We start from the raw sequence: 21,438 nt of genomic DNA, 5'->3' as shown, positions 1-21,438 counted from the left end.
GCGTCAAGGGATAGTGCTGCGTTGCATAGCTGCCCTCACAATATCGGGGGGCAGCGGCATCAGGGTGGCGGTGCGGGTCCACAGGATTGCGGTGTCGATGCGGTGGCTGGGGTAGATCTGACGCAGGGCTTCGGCATAGGCGGACATTTGGCGCAGGATGCCTTCGGGGGTATCCGCTGCGGTGGTTGGTGTGCGGAAGTTGGATTTGAAATCGACGGCGAGGACGTAGTCCGGTTGGACCAACAGGCGGTCGATGGTGCCGAGCATGGGTTGGCCATTGAGAGTGGCGGTGAAGGTGACTTCGGCGAGGGCTTCGGCTGCGAAGATCTGCGGGTGCGCGGTGAGGACGGCCTCGGCCTCGGGCAAGAGGGCGGCGCGCTGGGCGGCATCGGGGATCAGGGTGGCGCTGAGGGTGGGCCAATCGACGCGGGGGGCGTTGGGCAGGTGTTCCAGCAGCAGATGCAGGGCGGTGCCGCGGGCTTTCGCGGCGTCTTCGCCAGAGCCATCGGTTTCACCCGGCAGCAGCTTTGCGCCGCCGAGATCAGAGGGCGAAAGCAGTTGTGCGGGGCGATCGGGCGCGGTTGCGGCTTGGGTGGCCCAGAGGGGAAGTTCGGCTGTTTTGGGCTGTGTTAGAGACTGTTTTGTCACCGGATCGGGCCAGTTGCCAAAGCTGTGGCGCAGCGCGCCGTCAGCGATGGCCACGCATCCGGCAGCCTGTATGCCTTGTTGAACCAGCTTGTACCAAGCGCCGTCTTTCTTCGCCTCGCCCGCGCCGCAGACGATCAGCCAAGTGCGCGCACGGGTGAGGGCGACGTAAAGCAGGCGGAGGCTTTCTTCCTCGCCCTTGTCTTTGCGCAGGGCTCGGGCGGTGGCAATCTGGGCTGGGCTTTCGTCGGAGGGGGTTTTCCAGACCGGGATGCCGTTATCCAGCGCGTAAATCTCATCGCGGTCTTGCGGGGTGCGGTCGCAGGTGTCGGGCAGGATCACCAAGGGGGCTTCCAGACCCTTCGCGCCGTGGACGGTCATCACGCGGATGCGGTGGCCTTCGCTGTCCATCTGGCGCTTGACCTCGATGTCGTCGGTTTCCAGCCAGATCAGAAATCCGGTCAGGCTGGGGATCTCGCTGCGCTCAAAGGCGAGGGCTTGGGAGAGGAATTCGTCAATGCCATCCTCGGCTTCTGGGCCTAGCCGGGTCAGCAGGCGGCGGCGGCCGTCGTGGCGGGTCAGGGCGCGCTCGATCAGATCATAAGGGCGCAGGAAGTCGGCGTTGTTGCGCAGATCGTGCAGCATCGACAGGGTTTCGGGGTGGGTGGTGGTGTCGCGCAGGGTTTCCCACAGGAAGCCTTTGCGGGGCTGGGCGAGGGTATACAGTTCGGCCTCGGTCCAACCACAAAGCGGGGAACGGAGGAGGGCTGCGAGCGACAGATCATCTTCGGGGGTGGAAAGGAACGACAGCAGCGCGGCGAGGTCTTTCACCGCCAGTTCGGCGCCGAGTTTCAGGCGGTCTGCGCCTGCGATGGGCAAATTGGCTTTTTTGCAGGCGCGGATGATTTCGGAGAACAAAGCCGAGCGGCGTTGCACGAGGATCAGCACGTCGCCTGCGTGCAGGGAGCGTGGGCCATCATCGGTCGGGATCTGGGTGCCCGCGGCGATCAGTGTTTTGATATGGTTGGCGATTTTTTCGGCAAGACGCGCGGTGTGGTGCGTTTCTGAAATCAGATCAACGGGGTCTTCCCAGTTTTCGTCTTTGGGGTCTTCGGATTTCTCCAACAGTGGCCAGAGATCGACGCGCCCCGGCAGATCGGATTTGAAGGCGAGGTGGTGGACGTTATCGCCCATCGCCGTTGGGAAGCGGTCGGCAAAGGTTTCATCCACCACGCGCAGGATCGCAGTGGAGGAGCGGAAGGAATATTCGAGATCGAGGCGGACGAAGTTCTTTTGGGCGGCGTGGAACTTGGCCTGAAAATCGTTTTGCTTTTCATCGAAGGCGGCGACGTCTGCGCCTTGGAAGGAATAGATCGACTGTTTTTTATCGCCGACGACGAACAGGGTGCGGGTTTCATCGCGGGTGCCAAGGCCCGCGGTAAATTCGGCGGAGAGCAGTTCGATCACGCGCCATTGGTCTGGGCTGGTGTCTTGCGCTTCATCGACAAGGATATGGTCGATGCCGCCGTCAAGACGGAACAGCACCCATGCGGCGACGGAAGGATCGGTCAGAAGGGCTTTGGCGCGGGTGATCAGATCGTCGAAATCAAGGAAGCCACGGGCGGACTTGGCGGATTCGTAGAGCGGGAGGAAGGCGGCGGCGAAGCGGTGCAGGACGGCGGTTTTCTGGGCGGCTTGCAGGGCGATGCGGCGGGGACGGGCGGACTCCGTGCGGAGCATCAAGGCATCGAGTTGCGGCAGGTGGTTGCCGATCAGCTTTTGTGTGGGCTTGGTGGGGAGGGCACCGATCTTTGCGCCGTAAGGGGATTTGGCGGTGCCGCCATAGAGCAGGGTGTTTTCAAGGGCGCTGAGGGTGACAAGGCTGGGGTCGGTGAGATCAAGGGCGGCGAGTTTGGCGGCGGTTTTGCTATCGGTCGGGCCGCCGCTTTGCAGAGCGGGCAGGATGTTGGCGATCAGGTCGGATTCAATGCCGAGCAGCACATCATTCAGCAGGGTTTGAGTGGTTTCTTCGTTGGGAACGTTGAACAAATCGCGGGATTGCGCTTCGGTCAGCGGCTTGGTGAAGCCTGCGCGTTTGGCTGAAACCTGCTCCATCAGCGCGGTGAAGTCTTCGCCGGTGTAGGCGCGGGCGACTTCGGCCATGACTTCGGGCGCACGGAATTCGGCCATTTCTTCGATGATGTTTTCGCGCAGCAGGCGAGCGGCGCGGTCGTCGAGTTCGGTGAATTGCGGGGAGACGCCTGCTTCGAGGGGGAAGCGGCGCAGCAGGGTGGCGCAGAAGCTGTGGATGGTCTGGATGCGCAAGCCGCCGGGGGTCTCTATCGCACGGGCGAACAGTTGGCGGGCCTTTGCCAGCGCGCCGGGGGCGTGGCGGGTATCGTCGCCAAGGTCGGCGAGGGCGCGGTGCAGGTCGGCGTCGGGCTTCATCGCCCATTCGCCCAAGCGGCGGAACAGGCGGTTCTGCATCTCTGTCGCGGCGGCTTTGGTGTAGGTGAGGCAGAGGATGTGCTGGGGTTCGACGCCGCGCAAAAGCAGGCGGGCGACTCGGTCGGTCAGCACGCGGGTTTTGCCGGAGCCTGCGTTGGCGGAAAGCCAGACGGTATCGGCGGGGTTGGAGGCCTGAACCTGGCGTTCGGAGGCGTCGTTGCGGGTCATTCTGGGGCCTCGATCTGTTCGGGGCAAATCGGTTCGGGTCCAACCTGTTCAGGAATCGCGCGGTCGGACATTTCCCACTCGCCGAAGCGCGAGAGGTGGTCGTAATCGCCTGCGTGGCGGGTTTCAAATAGCGCGCGGCGGGCGGTGTAGCCGGTGGAGCGGCGCAGGTAGCGGGAGATCAGGTTCAGCAGTTTCTCCCAGTGTTCGGTCAGCAGGGCTTCGGTGATGTCGGTTTCCACCACATCCTCGCTGGTGCCGAGGCCGATGTAGCTGATTTTGGCGACATCAGAGGGGCCGAGATCGGCGAAACCGCCGCGATTGGCCATTACAGCCGCGAGGAGCAGTTGCTTGGCGTATTGCTTTTGTTGGGCGGCTTTGGGGGCAGCTCCGGTTTTGTAATCAATCAGATGCAGGGTGCCATCGGGAAGGCGATCGATGCGGTCGGGGGTGCCGAACAGGGCGAAATCGAGCGGGGTAAGCGGGAGCGCGCCTTTGGTTTCCAGCGCAAGCGGGGTGCCGCTGTGCTTGGCGTCTTGGGTTAGAAAATGATCGGCGGCGCGGTCTAGTTTGGCTAACCACAACGCGCGCGCGGCGGGGAAGGGGGATTCCTCGGCCAGCACTGCGCGGGCGAGGGTGAGCAGGCGGGTGCGGGCCTCGGCGCGGGTTTCATTTGGCGGGCGGGTTTTGACGAAACGCTCCAGCACCTCATGCACGATGATGCCGCGATCGCGGGCGTCGGGGGTTTGGTGCAGCGGGTCGAGCGGGTTCAGGCGCAGGATGTAGCGGGCGTAGATGGCATAGGGGTCGCGGATCAGGCGCTCGATATTGGTGAGCGACAGTTTCGGCGGGCGCGCGGCGATGGGCGGCTGTGGGGCGGGGCGTTTGGCGGGGCGCAGGCGGGTGTCAGCCTGCTGTGCGGTGGTGGGCTGTTCCAGGGCGCGGGCAAGATTGAGCCATTTGGTGCCACGCGCGCGCATGTCAGCCAGTGCCTGCTTGCCGCTTTGCTGTGGCAGGCCGTCCATCAGGTTCATCAGGCGGTTGAGCCAGCGGCTGGGGACGGTTTCGGCCTCGGCATTGCGGGTGGCGCGGGAGAGGATCACGCGGGGGGCGGCGATGGCTTGTTGATAGTCATGCGCGGACAGGCCGATTTGGCGTTCTGGCAGTAATAGAGCCGCTTTTTTGCGCATGGAGCGGTTGAGCCACGGGTCAGGCTCGGGCAGTTTCGGCCAAATGCCATCGTTCAGGCCGCCCAGAATCACGAGATCGGCGCCTTGGACGCGGGCCTCTAATGTGCCCCAGATCATGATGTTGGGATGGGCTTGCACAGGTTCGCGGACCTCGCCTTTGTTCACCAGCGCCTCAAACAGATCGCGATATTCGGCGGCGGAGAAGGTGCCGCCGTGGGGAGCCTCGGCCGTGAGGGTTTCCATCAGGGCAAGGGCTTCGATCCCAGCGGCTTTGTTCCAGAGATCGCCGCTGCCAGAGGGATCGAGGCCGCGCGCCAAGGCCTCGGACAGCGCGCGGTGTTGGCTGACGTGATCGAACAGCGGGCGGTGCGGGATCTGGTCAAGGCCGTGCAGGGTGTCGGCGAGAAACTGCGCCCAAGGCAGGGCGTTGTCGGTGCGCGCTTTCGCCCATTCCAGTAGATCGGGACCAGTCGGGAAGGCGGGGCCGGTTTTGCGCAGCTTGAGTTCAAGATAGCGGGTCAGCAATAAATGCGGCCCGCGTGTGGGGCCAGAGGCGGTCAGCGGGTGTTTCAGGATGGTGAGCAGGATGTCGGCGGTCAGCCTTTGGCCCAGCAAGGCGGCGGTGTGGCGCAGGAAGCGGCCGGGGGCGGAGAGCGCCAAGGGGCGGCCTGCAGAATCGTCGGGCAGGATTGCCCAACGGTCGAGGGCGGCGGTGACTTGGCGCGTCAGGTTGCGGTCAGGCGTGATCAGCGCGGCCTTGGTGCCAGATTCGGCGGCTTCGCGCAGGATCATCGCGATGGCAAGCGCCTCTGCGCGGGGGGAGGCGGCTTCGATCAGCGTCAGGTTTTCGGTGGCGCGGGGCAAGTCGGGCAATGATGGGCCTTCGATCAGCCACTGATCGGTGACAGGGGCGGGGCGAAGCGAGAGTGAAATCAAGCGGTTGCGGTTAGGGTCTGGGGGAGCTGTGTTGCGCCACGGCTTGATATCGCCGGGGGAGATCTGCAGCAGGTCTATCAGGTGTCGGAAGCGATATTGCGGATGGTCTTCAGCTGTCAGGGCATCGTCCATCGCCTGCCAGACGCTGGAGGGCGTGTCAAAATCAAAGCCGGGCAGGACCAGAGCGCCTTGCGGCAGGGCTGCAACGGCCTGCATCAGCAGGGCGGTGGTGCCGCGCGAACCGGTGGAGCCTGCAATCAGCACCGGATGTTGCGGTGGGTTGCTTTGCCAGCGCTGGGCGAGTTGCTGCACAGCAAGGCGCTGGCGGGATTCGGCATCGGTGGAATCGGTGAACAGTGGGGCTACGATGCGCAGAAAGGTTTGGGTTCTTTCCCAATGTTTGGAATGGGTTGAAACATCCAAGGCGGCGATGGCTTCGGCGGAAACGCCTTCACCCTGCATCTCATCCATCAGATTGGCGAGGCTGTCGGCGAGATCATAGAGCGCCGAGCGGGGGGCGAGATCGGGCTGCGCGTCGAGCAGTTTGGCGATGAGTTCGGCCATTTGCAGGCGGCGACGCAGGGGGGGAATGGCGGGGGCAAGGTTAAGGCTGGGGTCTTTTGCGAGATCACTGAGCAGCAGCAGGCGGGGCAAGAGCCGTGCGCCGTGGGCCGCGAAAAGATCGCGGACGCGGCGCGCCATGCGGGCGGTGTTGAGATAGATCGTCACGCGCGCCATCGCTTGTGGTGTCTGCTGGGCCATGCGTTCGATCAATCCGCTGACCAATTCCGCAGGGAAATCGGTGCCGGGGGGAAGGGCGAAGATGCGGGAGGTGTCCGGGCTAAACATGGAGGGTTTCGGCCAGCGCAATACCCTCGGGGCGGCCCACGTCACACCAGCCACCCTTATGGATCAAACCATAGGCGCGCTGGTTGGCGATGGCGATATCCCAGAGGCGGTTCAGGCTGAAAACAGGTTCTGATATGGCGGAAAGACCTTGGGTTTTCAGGATTTGCGCGCCGAGATAGACCGGGGCGCTGTTGCCGTTTGCACGTGAAATCCGATCTTGGTCATCAAGAAAGAAGTCGCCGATACCGCTGTGCCCAAGCGCATTTTCAGCGGGAAGCAGCAGCAAAAGTGCGTCCATTTTCGCGGGATTCCAAGCGTTCAGCAGTTGGATAAGGGGGTTTTCACCACTCCATACGGCATCGGTGTTGAGGGTCAGCACGGGGCCGTCGCCAAGCAGTGGCAGAGCTGCCTTGAGCCCGCCGCCGGTTTCCAGAATCTGATCGCGCTCCCAAGACAGGATGAGGTTGCGATGTTGCAGGTGGTCTGCAATCTGCTCGCCGAGATAGTGCAAATTCACCACGATCTTTGAGATCCCAGCCTCTTCGGCCAAATGCAGGGCGTGATCAATCAACGGTTTTCCGGCCGCTTCGATCAGGGGTTTCGGGCGATGTGCGGTCAGGGCGCCCATGCGCGCGCCAAAACCCGCAGCGAACAGCATTAACGGAAGTGGCCGCATTGGGCACCTATTCGGGTAAGGGCTTCGGGAGTTGGTTCGGGCAGCAAGCGGGCGCAGATTTTGGCGAGGGGGCCGAGTTCTGGTTCTGCGAGATTGCGTTGCAGATGCTGCCAGACGCGGGGGATCAGGGCGAGGTAGCCGGGTTTGCCGCCGTGTAGGCACAAGCGGGCGAAAATACCGATGATGCGCAGGGCGCGCTGGGCGCCAAGCGTGGCATAGGCGGGGCGGAAGCTATCGACTGGGGTGCCGGTCTGTTGGCAGAAGGCGCGGCTCATCGCGGCCTCCGTTTCACGTGAAACATCCCTGCGCGCATCTTGCAGCAGCGAGACGAGATCGTAACCGGGCTGGCCGAGTTGCGCGAGTTGGAAATCCAGCAGGCCGACGCGGGCAAGGCCGGGTCGATCTGGCAGCCAGAGCAGGTTTTCAGCGTGATAATCGCGCAGGATCATCACGCGCGGGCCGTCGGCGTGGCGCGACATTACTTCGGTGAGCGCGGTGCGGAAATCGGCAGGGTCGGTGCGTTCGCCTGTGATTGCGAAGCGATACCAATCGAGGGCAAAACAGGCGGCATCGGCCCAGTCCTGCGCGGTCAGATTGGCAAGATTGGCGGCAGGTAGATGGCTTTGCAAATGTGCAAGAACCTGCGTTGCGGCTGTATAGAGACTGTTTTCAAGGGCGGGAGTGGTTTTCAGAAGGCTGGCATAGATACTGTCGCCCAAGTCTTCCAGCAGTAGAAACCCGTTTTCCAGATCCTGCGCGTAGCACTTCGGTGCAGACAGGCCGATGGCTGAAAGATGCGCGGCAATTGCCAGAAATGTTGCGGGGTTATCGCCTTTTCCGGGCGGCGCATCCATCAGCACGGCGGTTTCCGAGCCCCGGCTTAGCCGCTCATAGCTGCGGTCCGAAGCATCGCCGGCCAGAAACCGACGATTGGCATCGCCCCAGCCGGCTTTGGCAAGAAATGCCTGTGATAGAACGGATCGGGCGTTCATCTTTGCCAACTTTGTGTGAAGTCCGTCAGCAGGTCGGGGTGGCCGGGTGCCGCCAGCGAGACGTTGCGGCCCTCGCCACTGGCGGTTAGCGCAATGCGAATGGCGTGAGCGGGTGTCAGATGGCCCAAGCGGTCCGGCCATTCAATCAGACAAATCGCTTGCGAGAACGCCTCTTCCAGCCCCAACTCGGCAACCTCGTCGGGATGCGATAGCCGGTAGAGATCGGCGTGCCAGATCTCGACATCGGCTTGATAGGTCTGCACGAGGGTAAAGGTTGGCGAGGGCACATCTTCCATCCGCCCCAACCGGGCGCGGATCAAGGCGCGGGCAAGATGGCTTTTTCCCGCCCCAATCGGCCCCTCCAGCAAGACACAATCGCCCGCAACCAGCCGCGGAGCAAGCCAGCGGCCAAGATCGGCGGTCTCCCCTTCAGAGGGCAGAAAGGCTGAAACAGTGTGTGGCATCTCCATGCTGCAAGTCTATCCTGCCCACCCGCCGCCGCAAGTCGCGAAGTTCAGGCGCGCCGCAAGCCCACGCTGTCGGCCAGCCGGGTCTGGCCGGATTCCAAGGGCGGCACTGAGCGGAACGTTGCCAGTGTCGAGCCGCCCGCCAGGGGGGCGAATCGACAGCCGACAAGCCGACCATCCAGCAGGCGCGCCTCTCCGCGCCAGCTGTCACGGTCGCCTACGGTGGCGACGTATTCTTCGACTTCGGCCCAGATGGCGCTGGGTGCCGATTGTGCGCGCCAATGTGCTGACAAGGTGCGGACGGTGTTGTCCGCCAGAGTTTCCGCCGGATCATGGCCCCAAAGTGTGGCGTAGCTGCTGTTTGACATCACAAGCTGCCCCGATTGCGAAAACACCGCAATCGCGTCGTCCATGTGATCAATCACCGATTGGCCGAGTTCCAGATCTGCACGGTAGCGTCGTGTGCGCAGCATCTCAGACGAGATATCCTCGATCAACAAGGCCAAAGCCCCATTGGGGTGCGGGCGCCCGATCACCTTGTAGGTCTGGCCGTCCGGCAGGCTCCAGGTTTCCTCATAAAGCCCGGTGGCCGCCGCCTTTTCAATCTCAATAATTTGCCGTCGCCAGTCGCGATAATCCTTCGGCTCGGGCAGCATTTTGCGATCTCGCATCGCGTCCAGCACGGCCAGCAGAGAGGGACGCAGCGAGAGGAAATCGGCGGGCAGCTGGGTCAGATCCATCAGCGCCGGGTTGAACAATTGCAATTTGCGCTGGCGATCAAAGATCGCGAGGCCGATGGGCAGCTGGGCAAAGGTTTTCGTCAGGGTTTGCATGAAATCGCGCAAGGCGCTTTCCGCCTGCACGGCAGAATCGGCGGGAATGGCGAACATCAGATCGCTATTGGTTTCTGGTTGGCTGGAGATATCAAACCAGATCGTCGGTTTGCCAGAGATCGAAAGGCTTTGCCGCTGATCTTTACCGGATTTGGCCGCTGCGCGGCTAAACAGGCGCGGCAATGGCCAGCCCATCTCTTTGCTCTCATCAAGCGTGGCGTAGGCTTGCAACAGGTAGGGGCCGTTGGCCCAGATCACATCGCCCGCAGCGTTTTCGCGCCACAGCAGCATCGGCGCGGCCGCAATCGTGTCGCGCAGCAGCGACAGTTCATCCGAGATTGCGCGTTGGGTGATCACATCGCCACCAGAGGCAGGTATATCTTTCGTGACATCCAACAGTGTCAACCGCGTGAGGCCACCGGCGTGCTCTGCTTTTAAGATCAATGGTTTGGAACGGTCTGCCGGTGCCAGCTCTATCGCGCCTTCAATCGGGACTCGCAGCAGTTGCGCCTCCAGATTTTCAAACCGTGCCGCCAAGAATGCCATGAGCCGACCCCAAGCGGCGCCTTTCATCGGGCTTGCGGCCAGCAGCGCACGCGCGCTGGCAGTGCTGTCGATCAGCGTTTCGCCGTCAAACAGGAATACCGTCTCGGGGGCGGTTTCGGCAAAGATGCTGGTTTGCGTTGGAGATTCTCGCGGCGGCAATACCCAAAGCACGATCATCGCAATACTGGCCGCCATCAGTGAGGCTGCAACCGCGGCAAGAACAAGTGGGAGGAACATCCGAAAGCCTCATCCAGAAGGGGAAAGCCCCATACTTGACTCAGCCTAGGGAGCGGATCGTTAACAGCGGGTTAAGGACGCAGCTGCAACGTGGCTTTTCTGCGCTATTGGTCAAACAACTGGTTCTCTCCTAAGCCGCCGGCCGTTTCGGCAACAATGTCGGCCGCCTGCCATGTCACTTCCACGATCGCGCCTGACCGCGCTGGGCGCTCTTCCGGGGACAGGAAAGGGTCTGCCGCATTGGCGAAAGACAATTCCGCCCCGGTCCGCTCCAGCAATGTCTTGGCGATGAACAGGCCAAGCCCCATGCCTTCATATTCCGGGCGGCGGTCAAGATCTTGCTCATCCCGACGCGAGCGCACGAAAGGGTCGCCGATTCGGCCAAGCACCTGCGCCGGAAAGCCTTCGCCATCGTCGATGATGCGCAGCGTGATATGCTCGGGGGTGAACTGCGCATCGACCCAGACCTTGCTGCGGGCGAAATCCACCGCGTTCTGCACCAGATTGCGCAGGCCGTGGATCAGCTCTGGTCGGCGCAACACAACCGGCGGCGGACCCGAGCCCGCCATGCTGAAAATCACCTCGATGCCGCGTGCCATATGCGGCTCGGCGGCCTCTTGTAGCACCGTTGCCAACGGCGCTTGGCGCAGCAGCAGGTCATCCTTGCCAGCCTTGCCCATCGAACGCAGGATATCGCGGCAGCGGTTGGCCTGCTCGCGAATCAGCCGCGCATCTTCGGCCAGATCGGGATGATCGGCCAACTCGTCAATCATTTCGGAGCTGATCAGTTTGATCGTCGCCAGTGGCGTGCCCAGCTCATGTGCGGCGGCGGCCACCACGCCGCCCAGATCGGTCAGCTTCTGCTCGCGTGCCAAGGCCATCTGTGTGGCCAGCAGCGCATCGGACATCGACCGCATCTCTGTCGCCACCCGACGCGAGTAAAGACCAAGAAACGCGATGCCAATCAGCAGAGACAGCCAGAAGCCAAAGGTGAACAGGCCGGGGATTTGGAATATGCGGCCATCGGCCAAACGCAGCGGCACGTTGAACAGGCCGATCAGCGTGACAAAACCGGCCGCCATCGCGCCGATGATCAGGGTGCTGCGCAGGGCCAAGGCGCTGGCTGATACGGTCACCGGGGCCAGCACCAGCAAGGCAAACGGGTTGGTCAGACCGCCTGTCAGGAACAACAGAAAGCACAGCTGCGCCAGGTCGAACAGCAGGGTCAGCATCGCCTCGGTTTCGGAGAGGCGTTTGTTCTGCGGAAACAGGAAGATCGACAGCAGATTGGCGATTATCGCAAGGCCAACTGCCAGAAAGCACAGTCCCAATGGCAGTTGCATGCCGTAGTAGCGCGTCGCCACCACCAACGCCGCCAGCTGGCCAAAGCTGGCCATCCAGCGCTGAAAAATCAACGTGCGCAGCCGCAGCCAATCGGCGCGCTCGGGCCGGAAACTGGCGGATTGGGCGATTATGTCACGCTGGTTTGACATGGTTTGCCTTGGCAAGGGCTGGCCTTTACGGCGGCTTTACGATTGATAAGGGTTGGTTCGGCGCGGATCAATGCGCAAAGGAGAGCAGCACCATGTTGAAAATCTATGCCGGCTTGGCGGTTGTTGCGGTGGCAGGCCTTTTGGGTGGCACTGCCTTTGTGGCGTTGCAACGGAGCGCCAATGATCCGTTTGCCGATTGCCGGGCCTCGGCGGTGGCGGGCGGCGGCGGGGCGATTGGTGGTCCTTTTACCTTGGTGGATGAAAGCGGCAAAAGCGTCACCGATAAAGACGTGCTGACCAAGCCGTCGCTGATCTACTTCGGCTACAGCTTTTGCCCGGATGTTTGCCCTCTGGACAATGCGCGCAATGCCGAGGCGGTGGATTTGCTGAAGGCCAAGGGGCTGGATGTGACCCCGGTGTTTATCACCATTGATCCCGAGCGTGACACCCCCGAAGCACTGAAGGATTTCACCGAGAACCTGCATCCCGACATGGTGGGCCTGACCGGCACGCCCGAGCAAATTCAGGCGGCGTCGCGCGCCTACAAGACCTATTATAAAAAGCAGGACACCGGCGATCAGTATTACTTGATGGATCACTCGACCTTCACCTATCTGATGTTGCCGGGCAGCGGCTTTGCCGATTTCTTCACGCGCGATGACACGGCGGAACAAATGGCCGAGCGTACCGCTTGCTTTATCGAGAAAAGCTAAGCCGTGTTTGACGCTGGGCCCGTCGCGCCCTAGGTTCGATAGCAGAGTATTTGGGGGGATTTGATGGCAGACGATCATGGCGCAGAACTGGGACCGGATCGCAGCTTGCTGTTGGTCGATGACGATGAGGTGTTTGTAAAGCGCTTGGCCAAAGCGATGGAGAAGCGCGGGTTTGTGCCAGAGACCGCCGGGAGCGTGGCGGCAGGGCGGGCGATAGCCTTGGCGCGGCCGCCAGCCTATGCGGTGATTGACCTGCGGCTGGAAGACGGCAACGGGCTGGATGTGGTGGAAACCCTGCGTGAGCGTCGCCCGGATTGCCGCATTGTGGTGCTGACCGGATATGGTGCGATTGCAACGGCGGTGGCGGCCGTTAAAATTGGCGCGACAGATTATCTGTCGAAACCAGCCGACGCCAATGATGTAACGCAGGCTCTGCTTGCAAAGGGTGCCGCGATGCCGGAACCACCCGAAAATCCGATGTCGGCAGATCGGGTGCGGTGGGAACATATCCAGCGGGTTTATGAGATGTGTGAGCGCAATGTCTCGGAAACCGCACGCAGACTTTCGATGCATCGGCGGACTTTGCAGCGGATTCTTGCCAAACGCAGCCCAAAATAAGCCAACGCTTGAACCAACAATCCTTTCAGCCTAAAAGGCAACACCCAAATCCTGAAAGGATGCTTTCGTGACCATTGATATCAACGGCCTGTCGCTTAAAGAGTTGAAAGATCTGCAATCGCAAGTGGCAAAAGCTATTGGATCCTATGAGGATCGCAAAAAGAAAGAAGCCCTTGCAGAGATTGAAGAGTTCGCACGTGCCAAAGGCTTTTCCCTGGCGGAACTGACCGGGGTGACGGTTGCACGCAAACGCTCTCCCGCTGTTGCGAAATATGCCAATCCGGCGGATTCAGCGGATACTTGGTCGGGGCGTGGCCGCAAACCGCGTTGGTTTGCAGCGGCATTGGCTGCAGGCAAGCAGCCAGACGATATGGCAATCTAAACTTGTGGTAGTTGAGAAAACTGAGGCCGCCTTAAATGGCGGCCTTTAGCCATTTCATGAATGTTTTCAATTCTGCCCGTTTTGGACCCGGTCTTGTGACCAAATAATAGGCAAGGCTTTCGTCTTTAATTTCCCCGACCGCAATCAGATCACCGTTTTCCAGATCTTTTTCTACCAAGGCCGCCGCCTCGACATGTAGACCATAGCCTTGACGCGCGGCTGAAAGCGCCAATTCTTCAGTTGGAATATAGGTGATGTTCATCGCATCTGGCTTAAGGCCAAAGCTGCGCAGCCACACCAAAGCCTCGGGCCAATCCGGTTCAATCACCCAAGGCATTGCGGACATTTCTGCCGTGGTCAGCGCCTTGCGCCCCTGCAACAGCGCGGGGGCTGCGACGATGATGTAATGCGCCGAGGTCAGAAACTCGGCTTCGACCCCCGGCCATTTGCCATCGCCAAAGCGGATCGCAAGATCAATGCTGTCGCGGCGCAGATCCATCACCCGATGTTCGGGATGCAGCGACAGGCCGATTTCGGGATGCGCTTTCCAGAATGTGCCCAAGCGCGGGATCAGCCATTGCGCGGCGAAAGCCGGGGTCAGCGTCACCCGCAGCGGCGCATTGGGATCGGCACCGCGCAGATCATTGATCGCCACTTCGATGCCGTGAAAGCCGTCGGTCAGCGCCTGCGCCAGCTTCGCGCCCTCGGCGGTCAGCGCCAGCCCACGACCTTGCCGATAGATCAATTCGCGCCCCAGATCGGTCTCCAAGCTGCGCACCTGTTGGGCGATGGCAGCGTGGGTGACATTCAGATCGCGGGCCGCGCGGGAGAAGTTTTGCAATCGCGCAGCCGCCTCAAACGCCCGTAAAGCCGTCAGTGAGGGGAAGCTTTTCCAGTCTACAGACATGATAGCCAATCTAACAGTTTGGAAAAATCGCTGACTCGGTGCCTAGGCCGAAATGCGCTATAAATACGCTATGACGACAAGCAAATAGGAGCAAGTCATGTTAAACATTCTCGCAGATGCCCTGCTGATCGCCCTGCGCGCCAGCCCAACGCCGACGCCGCGTGATCGCTTTCCCAGCCGCCCGACGGAAACCCGTTGGACCAAGCAAACCAGCGATCGGGTCTAGATCTTGAGGCCCGCCAGCAAATCCAGATGCCGCGCGACATAATCCGCCCGCACCTGTGCGGGCGGACGTAGTTTTATCTCCAGCCCACGCAACATCGCCGTATCCGGCCGACCAAACAGCTTGTCCGCCTCGGGTTCAGAAAACCCCGCAATCTGCACCGCCTCCAGCCAGGCCGAGATCTTATCCGCCGCCTTGATCGCCTTTTTCACCACGACCGGCAGCACCGCCGGCAGACCAAATCGCAGATGCACCGCCGCTGTCAGCCGCAGATCCAGCTCGCCATAGCTTGGCCCCACCGCCGATTTCACCGGGCTGATCATATCGCCAATCACATATTCCGGCGCGTCATGCAGCAAGGCTGCAAGCTGCCAGCGCGGATTGGCCGGGTTCTGCCGCGCGTAGATTTCTTCGACAAGCAAAGAATGTTCTGCCACCGAATAGGCAAAATCGCCGCGCGTCTGGCCGTTCCAGCGCGCCACGAACGCCAGCCCATGCGCGATGTCGGCGATTTCGATATCCATCGGTGTCGGGTCAAGCAAGTCAAGCCTGCGGCCAGACAGCATCCTTTGCCATGCGCGTGGTTGTTTCATGACGGTCTCCTGCCGCAATTTCCTGCCATTCACGGCCTCGGTTGTCGAGAGGCCCTGTAAATGCTATCTGCCCCGCAACCACAGGATCAAGGAGTGCGCCAGATGGCGAATGATTACATCGTTAAGGATATTGGCCTTGCCGCGTATGGCCGCAAAGAGTTGGTCATCGCTGAAACCGAAATGCCGGGCCTGATGGCCTGCCGCGAGGAATTCGGCACCACCAAGCCGCTGAAAGGCGCGCGGATTGTGGGCTCGCTGCACATGACGATCCAGACCGCAGCCCTGATCGAAACGCTGACCGCTTTGGGCGCCGATGTGCGCTGGGCATCGTGCAACATCTTCTCGACCCAGGATCACGCGGCTGCGGCGATTGCCGAAGCTGGCATCCCGGTTTTCGCCATCAAGGGCCAGACCCTGACCGAGCATTGGGATTATCTGGATCGTTCGTTCATGTTCCCAGAGGGCGCGAACATGATCCTCGACGACGGCGGCGATGCGACGCTGTACGTCCTCCTTGGTGCCCGCGCCGAGGCTGGAGAAGAAATCATCCCCGTTCCACAGTCCGAGGAAGAGGAAGTCATTAAGAAGCAGATCGCCAAGCGGATGAAAGAAACCCCCGGTTTCTTCACCAAGACCAAGGAGGCGATCAAAGGCGTGTCCGAAGAAACCACGACCGGCGTCCACCGCCTGTATGATCTGCATAAGAACGGCCAACTGCCGTTCCCGGCGATCAACGTCAACGACTCGGTGACCAAGTCGAAATTCGACAACAAGTATGGCTGTAAGGAATCGCTGGTGGATGGCATCCGCCGCGCAACCGACACCATGATGGCCGGTAAGGTCGCTGTGGTCTGTGGTTATGGCGATGTCGGCAAAGGCTCGGCGGCTTCGTTGCGCGGTGCTGGCGCCCGCGTGAAAGTCACCGAAGTGGACCCGATCTGCGCGCTGCAGGCCGCGATGGACGGCTATGAGGTGACGCTGCTGGAAGATGAAGTCGCCAACGCCGACATCTTTATCACCACCACCGGCAACCGTGACGTGATCCGCATCGAGCATCTGCGCGAGATGAAGGACATGGCGATTGTCGGCAACATCGGCCACTTCGACAACGAAATCCAAGTCGCCGCGCTGAAGAACCACAAGTGGACCAACATCAAAGAGCAGGTCGATATGATCGAGATGCCTTCGGGCAACCGGATCATCCTGCTGTCGGAAGGCCGTTTGCTGAACCTTGGTAATGCCACTGGCCATCCGTCTTTCGTGATGTCGGCCTCGTTCACCAACCAAGTTCTGGCGCAGATTGAGTTGTGGACCAAGGGCGACGATTACGCGCCGGGCGTCTACATTCTGCCGAAGGAATTGGATGAGAAAGTTGCGCGTCTGCACCTGAAGAAAATCGGTGTCAAGCTGACCGAACTGCGCAAGGATCAGGCCGATTATATCGGTGTGAAGGTCGAAGGCCCGTTCAAGGCCGAGCATTACCGCTACTGAGTTCTGACTATTTCTGCGAAGGCCCGAGGGAAACCTCGGGCCTTTTGCGTTGTGACGTTGCGTCAGAGGGTCTTTGCCGAGGGGGGAACCTGTGGCGATATTTCCCTTTGAGTGAATTACTCCATCCCCTAATGTGCGGCCAGCCTGCCCGATCTGGCAGCTTTATCGGTCCGACAAACGAGGGAAAATAGAATGAGCAAGCGTGACGATCTGATCGCCAAATATGCCGAAGATCTGAAAACCAAGTGCAAGATCAACCCGGATATGGGTCTGCTGACCAAAGTGACCATCGGTTGCGGACCGGCGATCTACAACGCGGACAGCGAGACGGTGGCGGGGTCGGACAATTCCGAGCTTGAGACGGTGAAAAACAATTTCCTCGTCAAAAAACTGGGTCTGGCCGACAGCCCCGCGCTGATGGAAGCGATCAACGCGGTGATCGACACCTATGGCCGGGGTGAGCGTAACAAGTATCGCGCTGTGGTCTATTACATGCTGACCAAGCATTTCGGCAAAGAAGCGATCTACGCGAAATAATCTGCGGGCCGCGCTGGTTTGTCAGACATTGCCATTTCCAGAAAGCCGCGCGATGGTGCGGGGCTTTCTGCGAAAGGTCTATCATGTCAGCCGAAGCTCAGCCTACGCAAACCGCCGATGCCACGGTGCTGCCGATCATTCTGGCCGTCACCTTAGGGCATCTTCTCAACGATCTGATGCAATCCTTGATCCCGGCAGCCTATCCGCTGCTGAAGGACAATCTGGCGCTTTCCTTTGCGCAGATCGGGTTGATCACATTGGTGTTTCAGGGCACGGCTTCGATCCTGCAACCGCTGATCGGGCTGTATACCGACAAACGTCCCCTGCCCTATGCCCTGGCTGCAGGGATGGCCTCGACCGGGATCGGCCTGATTCTGCTGGCGCATGCACAGACGTTCGGCGCGGTGCTGGGTTCGGTTGCGATGATCGGGCTGGGTTCGTCGATCTTCCACCCCGAGGCATCGCGGATCGCGCGTTTGGCAGCCGGGATGCGCCCCGGTTTCGCACAATCTTTGTTTCAGGTCGGTGGCAATGCGGGCTCGGCTTTGGGTCCGCTGGCGGCAGCCTTTGTGGTGATGGAGCGCGGGCAAGTCTCGATTGAGTGGTTCGCCGGGGTTGCCATGCTGGGCATGGTGCTGCTGTGGCTGGTCGGGCGCTGGTATACTGCCGTGGGCGCGGGGCGGGCTTTGGCACGGCGGAGCAGGGCACGATCAGCGGTGGCGGTGCCAAAAGCCACGGTGCAGCTGGGGATGTTCATTTTGATCGTGCTGATGACCTCGAAATTCCTCTACTCGGTGTCTTTGTCGAACTACTACACCTTCTATCTGATCGAGCGGTTTGACCTGACGGTCGGGCAATCGCAGATTTGCCTGTTCATCTTTCTGGCAGCTGTGGCGGCTGGCACGATCATTGGCGGGCCTATCGGCGACAAGATCGGACGCCGCAAGGTGATATTGTGGTCGATCCTTGGCATCCTGCCGCTGACCTTGGCGATGCCCTGGTTGCCCTTGGTGCCCACCGTTGTTGTCGCGGCACTGGCAGGGTTGATGCTCGCCTCTGCCTTCCCGGCAATGGTGGTTTATGCGCAAGATTTGATGCCGCAGAGCACGGGCATGGTGGCAGGCTTGCTGTTCGGTCTGGCGTTCGGCATCGCAGCCTTCGGTGCGGCGGGGCTTGGCGTTCTGGCGGATGCTTGGGGCATTGTAGCGGTTTATAAAATCTGCGCTTTCCTGCCGCTGTTGGGGCTGGCTGCGTTCTTCCTTCCAGAGCCGAAGGCCTGATCGCTCCGATTTGATGTAATTCCCAAGCACTTGTCGTTTGCGCGACTTGGGGCACTTCCGTAAGTTGAAGGAACAGGCAGTAGCCTAGGACCTTTTACAGAACACGTGTGGTGCGGAGGGAGCACGTGGGGTGGATGGGGGGTCCTTTAGGGGTAATGGGCCCCCCGTTTCCAACCTGCTTAGCCCAAACCGCCCAGATCGCAGATAATCTGCCATTCTTCCGGCGAAACAGGCTGGACTGACAGCCGAGAGTTGTTGATCAACACCATGTTCTCCAGCCCCGGCTGCACCTTGCAGGTTTCCAGCGTGACTGGCCGCAGCAACGGCCGTACCGCGCGCAGGCAAACGCAATCCCAGCGAGGATCATCGGTGGTGCTATCAGGCGTGGATTCGCGGCAAACCTCAACAATTCCGACAATCTCTTTGCCGATGTTGGAGTGGTAGAAGAAACCCTGATCGCCGACCTTCATCGCCCGCATGTTGTTACGGGCCTGATAGTTGCGGACACCGTGCCATTCCTCGCCTGCCGCACCGCGTGCGATCTGATCGGGCCAGCCCCAGGTGTCGGGCTCGGATTTGAACAGCCAGTAGCCCATCAGCCGATGACCTTTTTCCATTCGCTGATCATCACGCTATCGAACAACCCGGCAATCGCATAGGGGTCAGCTGCGGCCCAAGCCTGCGCTTCGGCCAAGGTTTCCACGTTCAGCACCACAAGGCTGCCAGTCATCGCGCCATCGTTCAGAAACGGCCCCGCCATTTCGACCACGCCCGAGGCTTCGATATGCGCAAGGTGTGCTGCGCGATTGTCCAGCCGGGTTTGCAGATGGCCGGGTTTGTCTTTGCAGATAAGGGCGACGCGCATGGGTTACTCCTGTTTCAAAGGGCGGGACAGCAGGGCCGAGATCGCCTGCGGCAAGGTGATTTGTTGGTCGATCAGTGCGGCGATCATACTGGTGATCGGCATGTCAATTTTCATCTTTTTGGCCATGTTAGAGACTGCCCTTGCGGTCGCAGCCCCCTCGACGGTGACATTGGTATCAAAAGCCTGACCCGCGCCAAGTGCCTGACCAAAGCGAAAATTCCTCGATTGTGCAGAGGTGCAGGTCAGCACCAGATCGCCAAAGCCCGACAGCCCAGCCAGCGTTTCGGCCCGTCCGCCCAAAGCCAGTGCAAGTCGGGTCATCTCGGCATAGCCGCGCGTCATCAGCGCCGCGCGGGCGGAATCGCCAAGACCCGCACCCATCACGATACCTGCCGCGATGGCGATCACGTTTTTCAACGCGCCGCCCAACTCGGCCCCGATCACATCCGGGGTGCGATAAAGCCGCAAACTTGGCGTCGACAGCAAATGTTGCAGTGCCTCGCCATCGGCGCAGGCGAGCGTCAAAGCGGTTGGAAGTCCGCGTGCGATGTCTGCCGCAAAACTGGGGCCAGTCAGAATGGCGCAGGTCGAGTCTGGACAGGCGGCTTCAATCAGAGCCGTCGGACCTTTCAGCGTGGTCAGATCAACGCCTTTGCAGCAGGCGACCAGAGGCAGGCCGTTCAGCGTAGGATTGCCAACGAGAAACCCGCGCAGCGCCTGCATCGGCAAAGACAGCAGCACGGCCTCTGCCCTCGTCAAATTCGCAATTTCCGCAGTAACAGAGACTGTTTTTGGCAGCTTCACACCCGGCAGTCGGGCCTCATTGGCCCCCGAGCGCAGGATTTCAGCAACATGATCGCGGTCCCGCGCCCAGAGCTGAACCTCCCGGCCTTCGCGCCCCAAAGCGACTGCCAAGGCCGTACCGAATGCGCCTGCGCCGACAATGCCGATCATGCCTTGGCCCCCTTCTTTCCCGATCCGATCATCGGCGCGGCGGTGGGGTCTAGAGGCCAGCGTGGGCGGGCGATCAGATCCATGCCATCGACACTGCCTGCGCGATAGCGTTCGATCCCGGCCCAGCCGATCATCGCGGCATTGTCGGTGCAAAGCCGCAGTGGCGGGGCAAGGAAATGCGTGCCGGATTGCGCACAAACAGTCTCTAACATGGCCCGAATACGGCTATTTGCTGCCACACCACCTGCGACAGCCAGTGCGGGCTGGGCGGGGGAAAGATCCGCATAAATCGCCAAGGCGCGGCGGGTTTTTTCGGCCAGAACCTCGGCCACGGCCAGTTGAAACCCGGCACAAAGATCGCGGCGGTCTTGCATGGTCAAACCGCCATTCTCGGCGATAACCGCATCACGGGCGCGCAGCAGGGCGGTTTTCAGGCCCGAGAACGACATATCGCAGCCAGGCCGATCCAGCAGAGGGCGCGGGAAGGCATAGCGCTTGGCGTTACCCAGTGCAGCCTCGGCCTGCACGGCGGGACCGCCGGGCTGCGGCAGACCCAAAAGCTTGGCGGTCTTGTCAAACGCCTCACCGGGGGCATCATCAATCGTGCCGCCAAGTCGTTGAAATTGTTCTGCAGAATGCACAATCAAGAACTGACAATGCCCGCCAGACACCAGCAGCATCAAATAGGGGAACGCCAGTTGATCGGTCAGGCGTGGCGTCAACGCATGGCCCGCCAGATGGTTTACCCCGACCATAGGCAGTCCGGTGGCCAGTGCCAAACCCTTGGCCAGCATCACGCCCGACAACACGCCGCCGATTAGCCCCGGACCCGCTGTCACGGCAATGCCATCCAGCCCCGACAGTGCAACGCCGCTTTCAGCCAAGGCTTGTTCTACGCAATGATCCAACCGCTCGGCATGGGCACGTGCGGCAATTTCGGGCACAACGCCGCCGAAAGCGGCATGCAAAGCCGTCTGGCCTTCGACCACCGAGGACAGAACCTGCGGCACCTGCCCCGGCACATGACGGATCACGGCGGCGGCGGTATCGTCGCAGCTGGACTCGATGCCCAGAAAGGTAAGGGTTTCCGTCATGGTCCGCCGTTGATTGCTTGCCTTATCGCAGGTAACACCAAGGGCATGGCCAGACAATCCCACCCCACCATCCTGCTGACCCGGCCCGATGCGCAAAGTCAGCGGTTCGCGCGGCAGATCGGCGGTGCGGTGATTTCACCCTTGATGCGGCCGGAGTTTCTGACCCCGCCGCTGCCAGCTGGTGATTTTGCCGCCGTGGTGCTGACCTCTGAAACCGGAGCTGCAGCTGCCGGGCGGATTTCCG

The 21,438-nt window shown here is 61.0% G+C and carries 20 protein-coding genes and 1 pseudogene; 8 read left to right on the top strand and 13 right to left on the bottom strand.

The features are described 5' to 3' along the window. Nucleotides 1-3: 3 nt before the first annotated feature. From addA to regB, 7 genes are all read right to left on the bottom strand, one after another. A complete protein-coding gene (gene addA / locus U1A24_RS17020) occupies nucleotides 4-3,321 on the bottom strand; it encodes a double-strand break repair helicase AddA (protein ID WP_322323176.1) in 3,318 nt (1,105 codons plus the stop codon). Continuing rightward, nucleotides 3,318-6,293 carry a double-strand break repair protein AddB gene (gene addB, locus U1A24_RS17015; protein WP_322323175.1) on the bottom strand — a complete coding sequence of 992 codons (2,976 nt, stop codon included), beginning with the start codon at nucleotides 6,291-6,293 and terminating at the stop codon, nucleotides 3,318-3,320. Before addB ends, addA begins: the two co-directional genes overlap by 4 nt. Further along, the gene (locus U1A24_RS17010; protein WP_322323174.1) at nucleotides 6,286-6,969 is read right to left on the bottom strand and encodes a nucleotidyltransferase family protein; all 684 of its coding nucleotides are present in this window, start codon (nucleotides 6,967-6,969) and stop codon (nucleotides 6,286-6,288) included. The genes addB and U1A24_RS17010 overlap by 8 nt, the downstream gene beginning before the upstream one ends. Further along, entirely contained in the window at nucleotides 6,951-7,961 is a 1,011-nt protein-coding gene (locus U1A24_RS17005) for an aminoglycoside phosphotransferase family protein (RefSeq protein ID WP_322323173.1), read from the bottom strand. The genes U1A24_RS17010 and U1A24_RS17005 overlap by 19 nt, the downstream gene beginning before the upstream one ends. Beyond that, entirely contained in the window at nucleotides 7,958-8,425 is a 468-nt protein-coding gene (tsaE, locus tag U1A24_RS17000; RefSeq protein WP_322323172.1) for a tRNA (adenosine(37)-N6)-threonylcarbamoyltransferase complex ATPase subunit type 1 TsaE, read from the bottom strand. The genes U1A24_RS17005 and tsaE overlap by 4 nt, the downstream gene beginning before the upstream one ends. 50 nt (nucleotides 8,426-8,475) lie before the next feature. Further along, the gene (locus U1A24_RS16995; protein WP_322323171.1) at nucleotides 8,476-10,002 is read right to left on the bottom strand and encodes a PAS-domain containing protein; all 1,527 of its coding nucleotides are present in this window, start codon (nucleotides 10,000-10,002) and stop codon (nucleotides 8,476-8,478) included. Between the two features lie 146 nt (nucleotides 10,003-10,148). Then, entirely contained in the window at nucleotides 10,149-11,537 is a 1,389-nt protein-coding gene (regB, locus tag U1A24_RS16990; RefSeq protein WP_322323170.1) for a sensor histidine kinase RegB, read from the bottom strand. 92 nt (nucleotides 11,538-11,629) lie between these two features. Between regB and U1A24_RS16985 the strand changes: the two genes are divergently transcribed. The 3 genes from U1A24_RS16985 (at nucleotide 11,630) to U1A24_RS16975 (ending at nucleotide 13,250) form a co-directional block, all read left to right on the top strand. Continuing rightward, nucleotides 11,630-12,250 carry an SCO family protein gene (locus tag U1A24_RS16985; RefSeq protein ID WP_322323169.1) on the top strand — a complete coding sequence of 207 codons (621 nt, stop codon included), beginning with the start codon at nucleotides 11,630-11,632 and terminating at the stop codon, nucleotides 12,248-12,250. A 63-nt stretch (nucleotides 12,251-12,313) separates the two neighbouring features. After that, complete coding sequence (locus U1A24_RS16980; protein ID WP_322323168.1) at nucleotides 12,314-12,868, top strand: ActR/PrrA/RegA family redox response regulator transcription factor; 555 nt, start codon at nucleotides 12,314-12,316, stop codon at nucleotides 12,866-12,868. 67 nt (nucleotides 12,869-12,935) lie between these two features. Further along, nucleotides 12,936-13,250, top strand: a complete 315-nt coding sequence (locus U1A24_RS16975; protein WP_322323167.1) for an H-NS histone family protein — start codon at nucleotides 12,936-12,938, stop codon at nucleotides 13,248-13,250. A gap of 31 nt (nucleotides 13,251-13,281) precedes the next feature. On the opposite strand, the gene U1A24_RS16970 is transcribed toward U1A24_RS16975, so the two are convergent. Next, nucleotides 13,282-14,157 carry a LysR family transcriptional regulator gene (locus U1A24_RS16970; protein ID WP_322323166.1) on the bottom strand — a complete coding sequence of 292 codons (876 nt, stop codon included), beginning with the start codon at nucleotides 14,155-14,157 and terminating at the stop codon, nucleotides 13,282-13,284. A gap of 97 nt (nucleotides 14,158-14,254) precedes the next feature. Here U1A24_RS16970 and U1A24_RS16965 point away from each other — a divergent pair, with 97 nt between their 5' ends. Beyond that, nucleotides 14,255-14,383 (top strand): hypothetical protein, encoded by a 129-nt coding sequence (locus U1A24_RS16965; RefSeq protein ID WP_322323165.1) that lies wholly within the window; start codon nucleotides 14,255-14,257, stop codon nucleotides 14,381-14,383. Here U1A24_RS16965 and U1A24_RS16960 read toward each other — a convergent pair. Continuing rightward, nucleotides 14,380-14,973, bottom strand: coding sequence for an HD family hydrolase (locus U1A24_RS16960; RefSeq protein ID WP_322323164.1), 594 nt, complete (start codon nucleotides 14,971-14,973; stop codon nucleotides 14,380-14,382). The two genes, U1A24_RS16965 and U1A24_RS16960, sit on opposite strands and share 4 nt — an antisense overlap. 102 nt (nucleotides 14,974-15,075) lie before the next feature. On the opposite strand from U1A24_RS16960, the gene ahcY reads away from it, so the two are divergent. The 3 genes from ahcY to U1A24_RS16945 all read left to right on the top strand — a co-directional run bounded on the left by ahcY (nucleotide 15,076) and on the right by U1A24_RS16945 (nucleotide 18,281). Next, nucleotides 15,076-16,464, top strand: a complete 1,389-nt coding sequence (gene ahcY / locus U1A24_RS16955; RefSeq protein WP_322323163.1) for an adenosylhomocysteinase — start codon at nucleotides 15,076-15,078, stop codon at nucleotides 16,462-16,464. Between the two features lie 192 nt (nucleotides 16,465-16,656). Then, nucleotides 16,657-17,001, top strand: a complete 345-nt coding sequence (locus tag U1A24_RS16950) for a DUF2853 family protein (RefSeq protein WP_322323162.1) — start codon at nucleotides 16,657-16,659, stop codon at nucleotides 16,999-17,001. 83 nt (nucleotides 17,002-17,084) lie between these two features. Beyond that, nucleotides 17,085-18,281, top strand: a complete 1,197-nt coding sequence (locus tag U1A24_RS16945; RefSeq protein ID WP_322323161.1) for an MFS transporter — start codon at nucleotides 17,085-17,087, stop codon at nucleotides 18,279-18,281. Between the two features lie 179 nt (nucleotides 18,282-18,460). On the opposite strand, the gene U1A24_RS16940 is transcribed toward U1A24_RS16945, so the two are convergent. The 4 genes from U1A24_RS16940 to tsaD are packed head-to-tail and all read right to left on the bottom strand — an operon-like array spanning nucleotide 18,461 to nucleotide 21,194. Further along, a complete protein-coding gene (locus tag U1A24_RS16940) occupies nucleotides 18,461-18,877 on the bottom strand; it encodes an EVE domain-containing protein (protein WP_322323221.1) in 417 nt (138 codons plus the stop codon). Then, entirely contained in the window at nucleotides 18,877-19,146 is a 270-nt protein-coding gene (locus U1A24_RS16935) for a YciI family protein (RefSeq protein ID WP_322323160.1), read from the bottom strand. The genes U1A24_RS16940 and U1A24_RS16935 overlap by 1 nt, the downstream gene beginning before the upstream one ends. 3 nt (nucleotides 19,147-19,149) lie before the next feature. Beyond that, complete coding sequence (locus U1A24_RS16930) at nucleotides 19,150-20,100, bottom strand: NAD(P)H-dependent glycerol-3-phosphate dehydrogenase (protein WP_322323159.1); 951 nt, start codon at nucleotides 20,098-20,100, stop codon at nucleotides 19,150-19,152. Next, the gene (gene tsaD, locus U1A24_RS16925) at nucleotides 20,097-21,194 is read right to left on the bottom strand and encodes a tRNA (adenosine(37)-N6)-threonylcarbamoyltransferase complex transferase subunit TsaD (protein ID WP_322323158.1); all 1,098 of its coding nucleotides are present in this window, start codon (nucleotides 21,192-21,194) and stop codon (nucleotides 20,097-20,099) included. Before tsaD ends, U1A24_RS16930 begins: the two co-directional genes overlap by 4 nt. A gap of 45 nt (nucleotides 21,195-21,239) precedes the next feature. Here tsaD and U1A24_RS16920 point away from each other — a divergent pair. Further along, nucleotides 21,240-21,438: pseudogene (locus U1A24_RS16920) on the top strand (uroporphyrinogen-III synthase); the annotation flags it as partial.

Origin of the sequence: Cypionkella sp. (assembly GCF_034376685.1) — a bacterium.
In the GTDB taxonomy this organism is placed as follows: domain Bacteria; phylum Pseudomonadota; class Alphaproteobacteria; order Rhodobacterales; family Rhodobacteraceae; genus Cypionkella.
The sequence above is the reverse complement of the archived record's forward strand: the minus strand, read 5'-3'. Positions and strand labels throughout refer to the sequence as shown.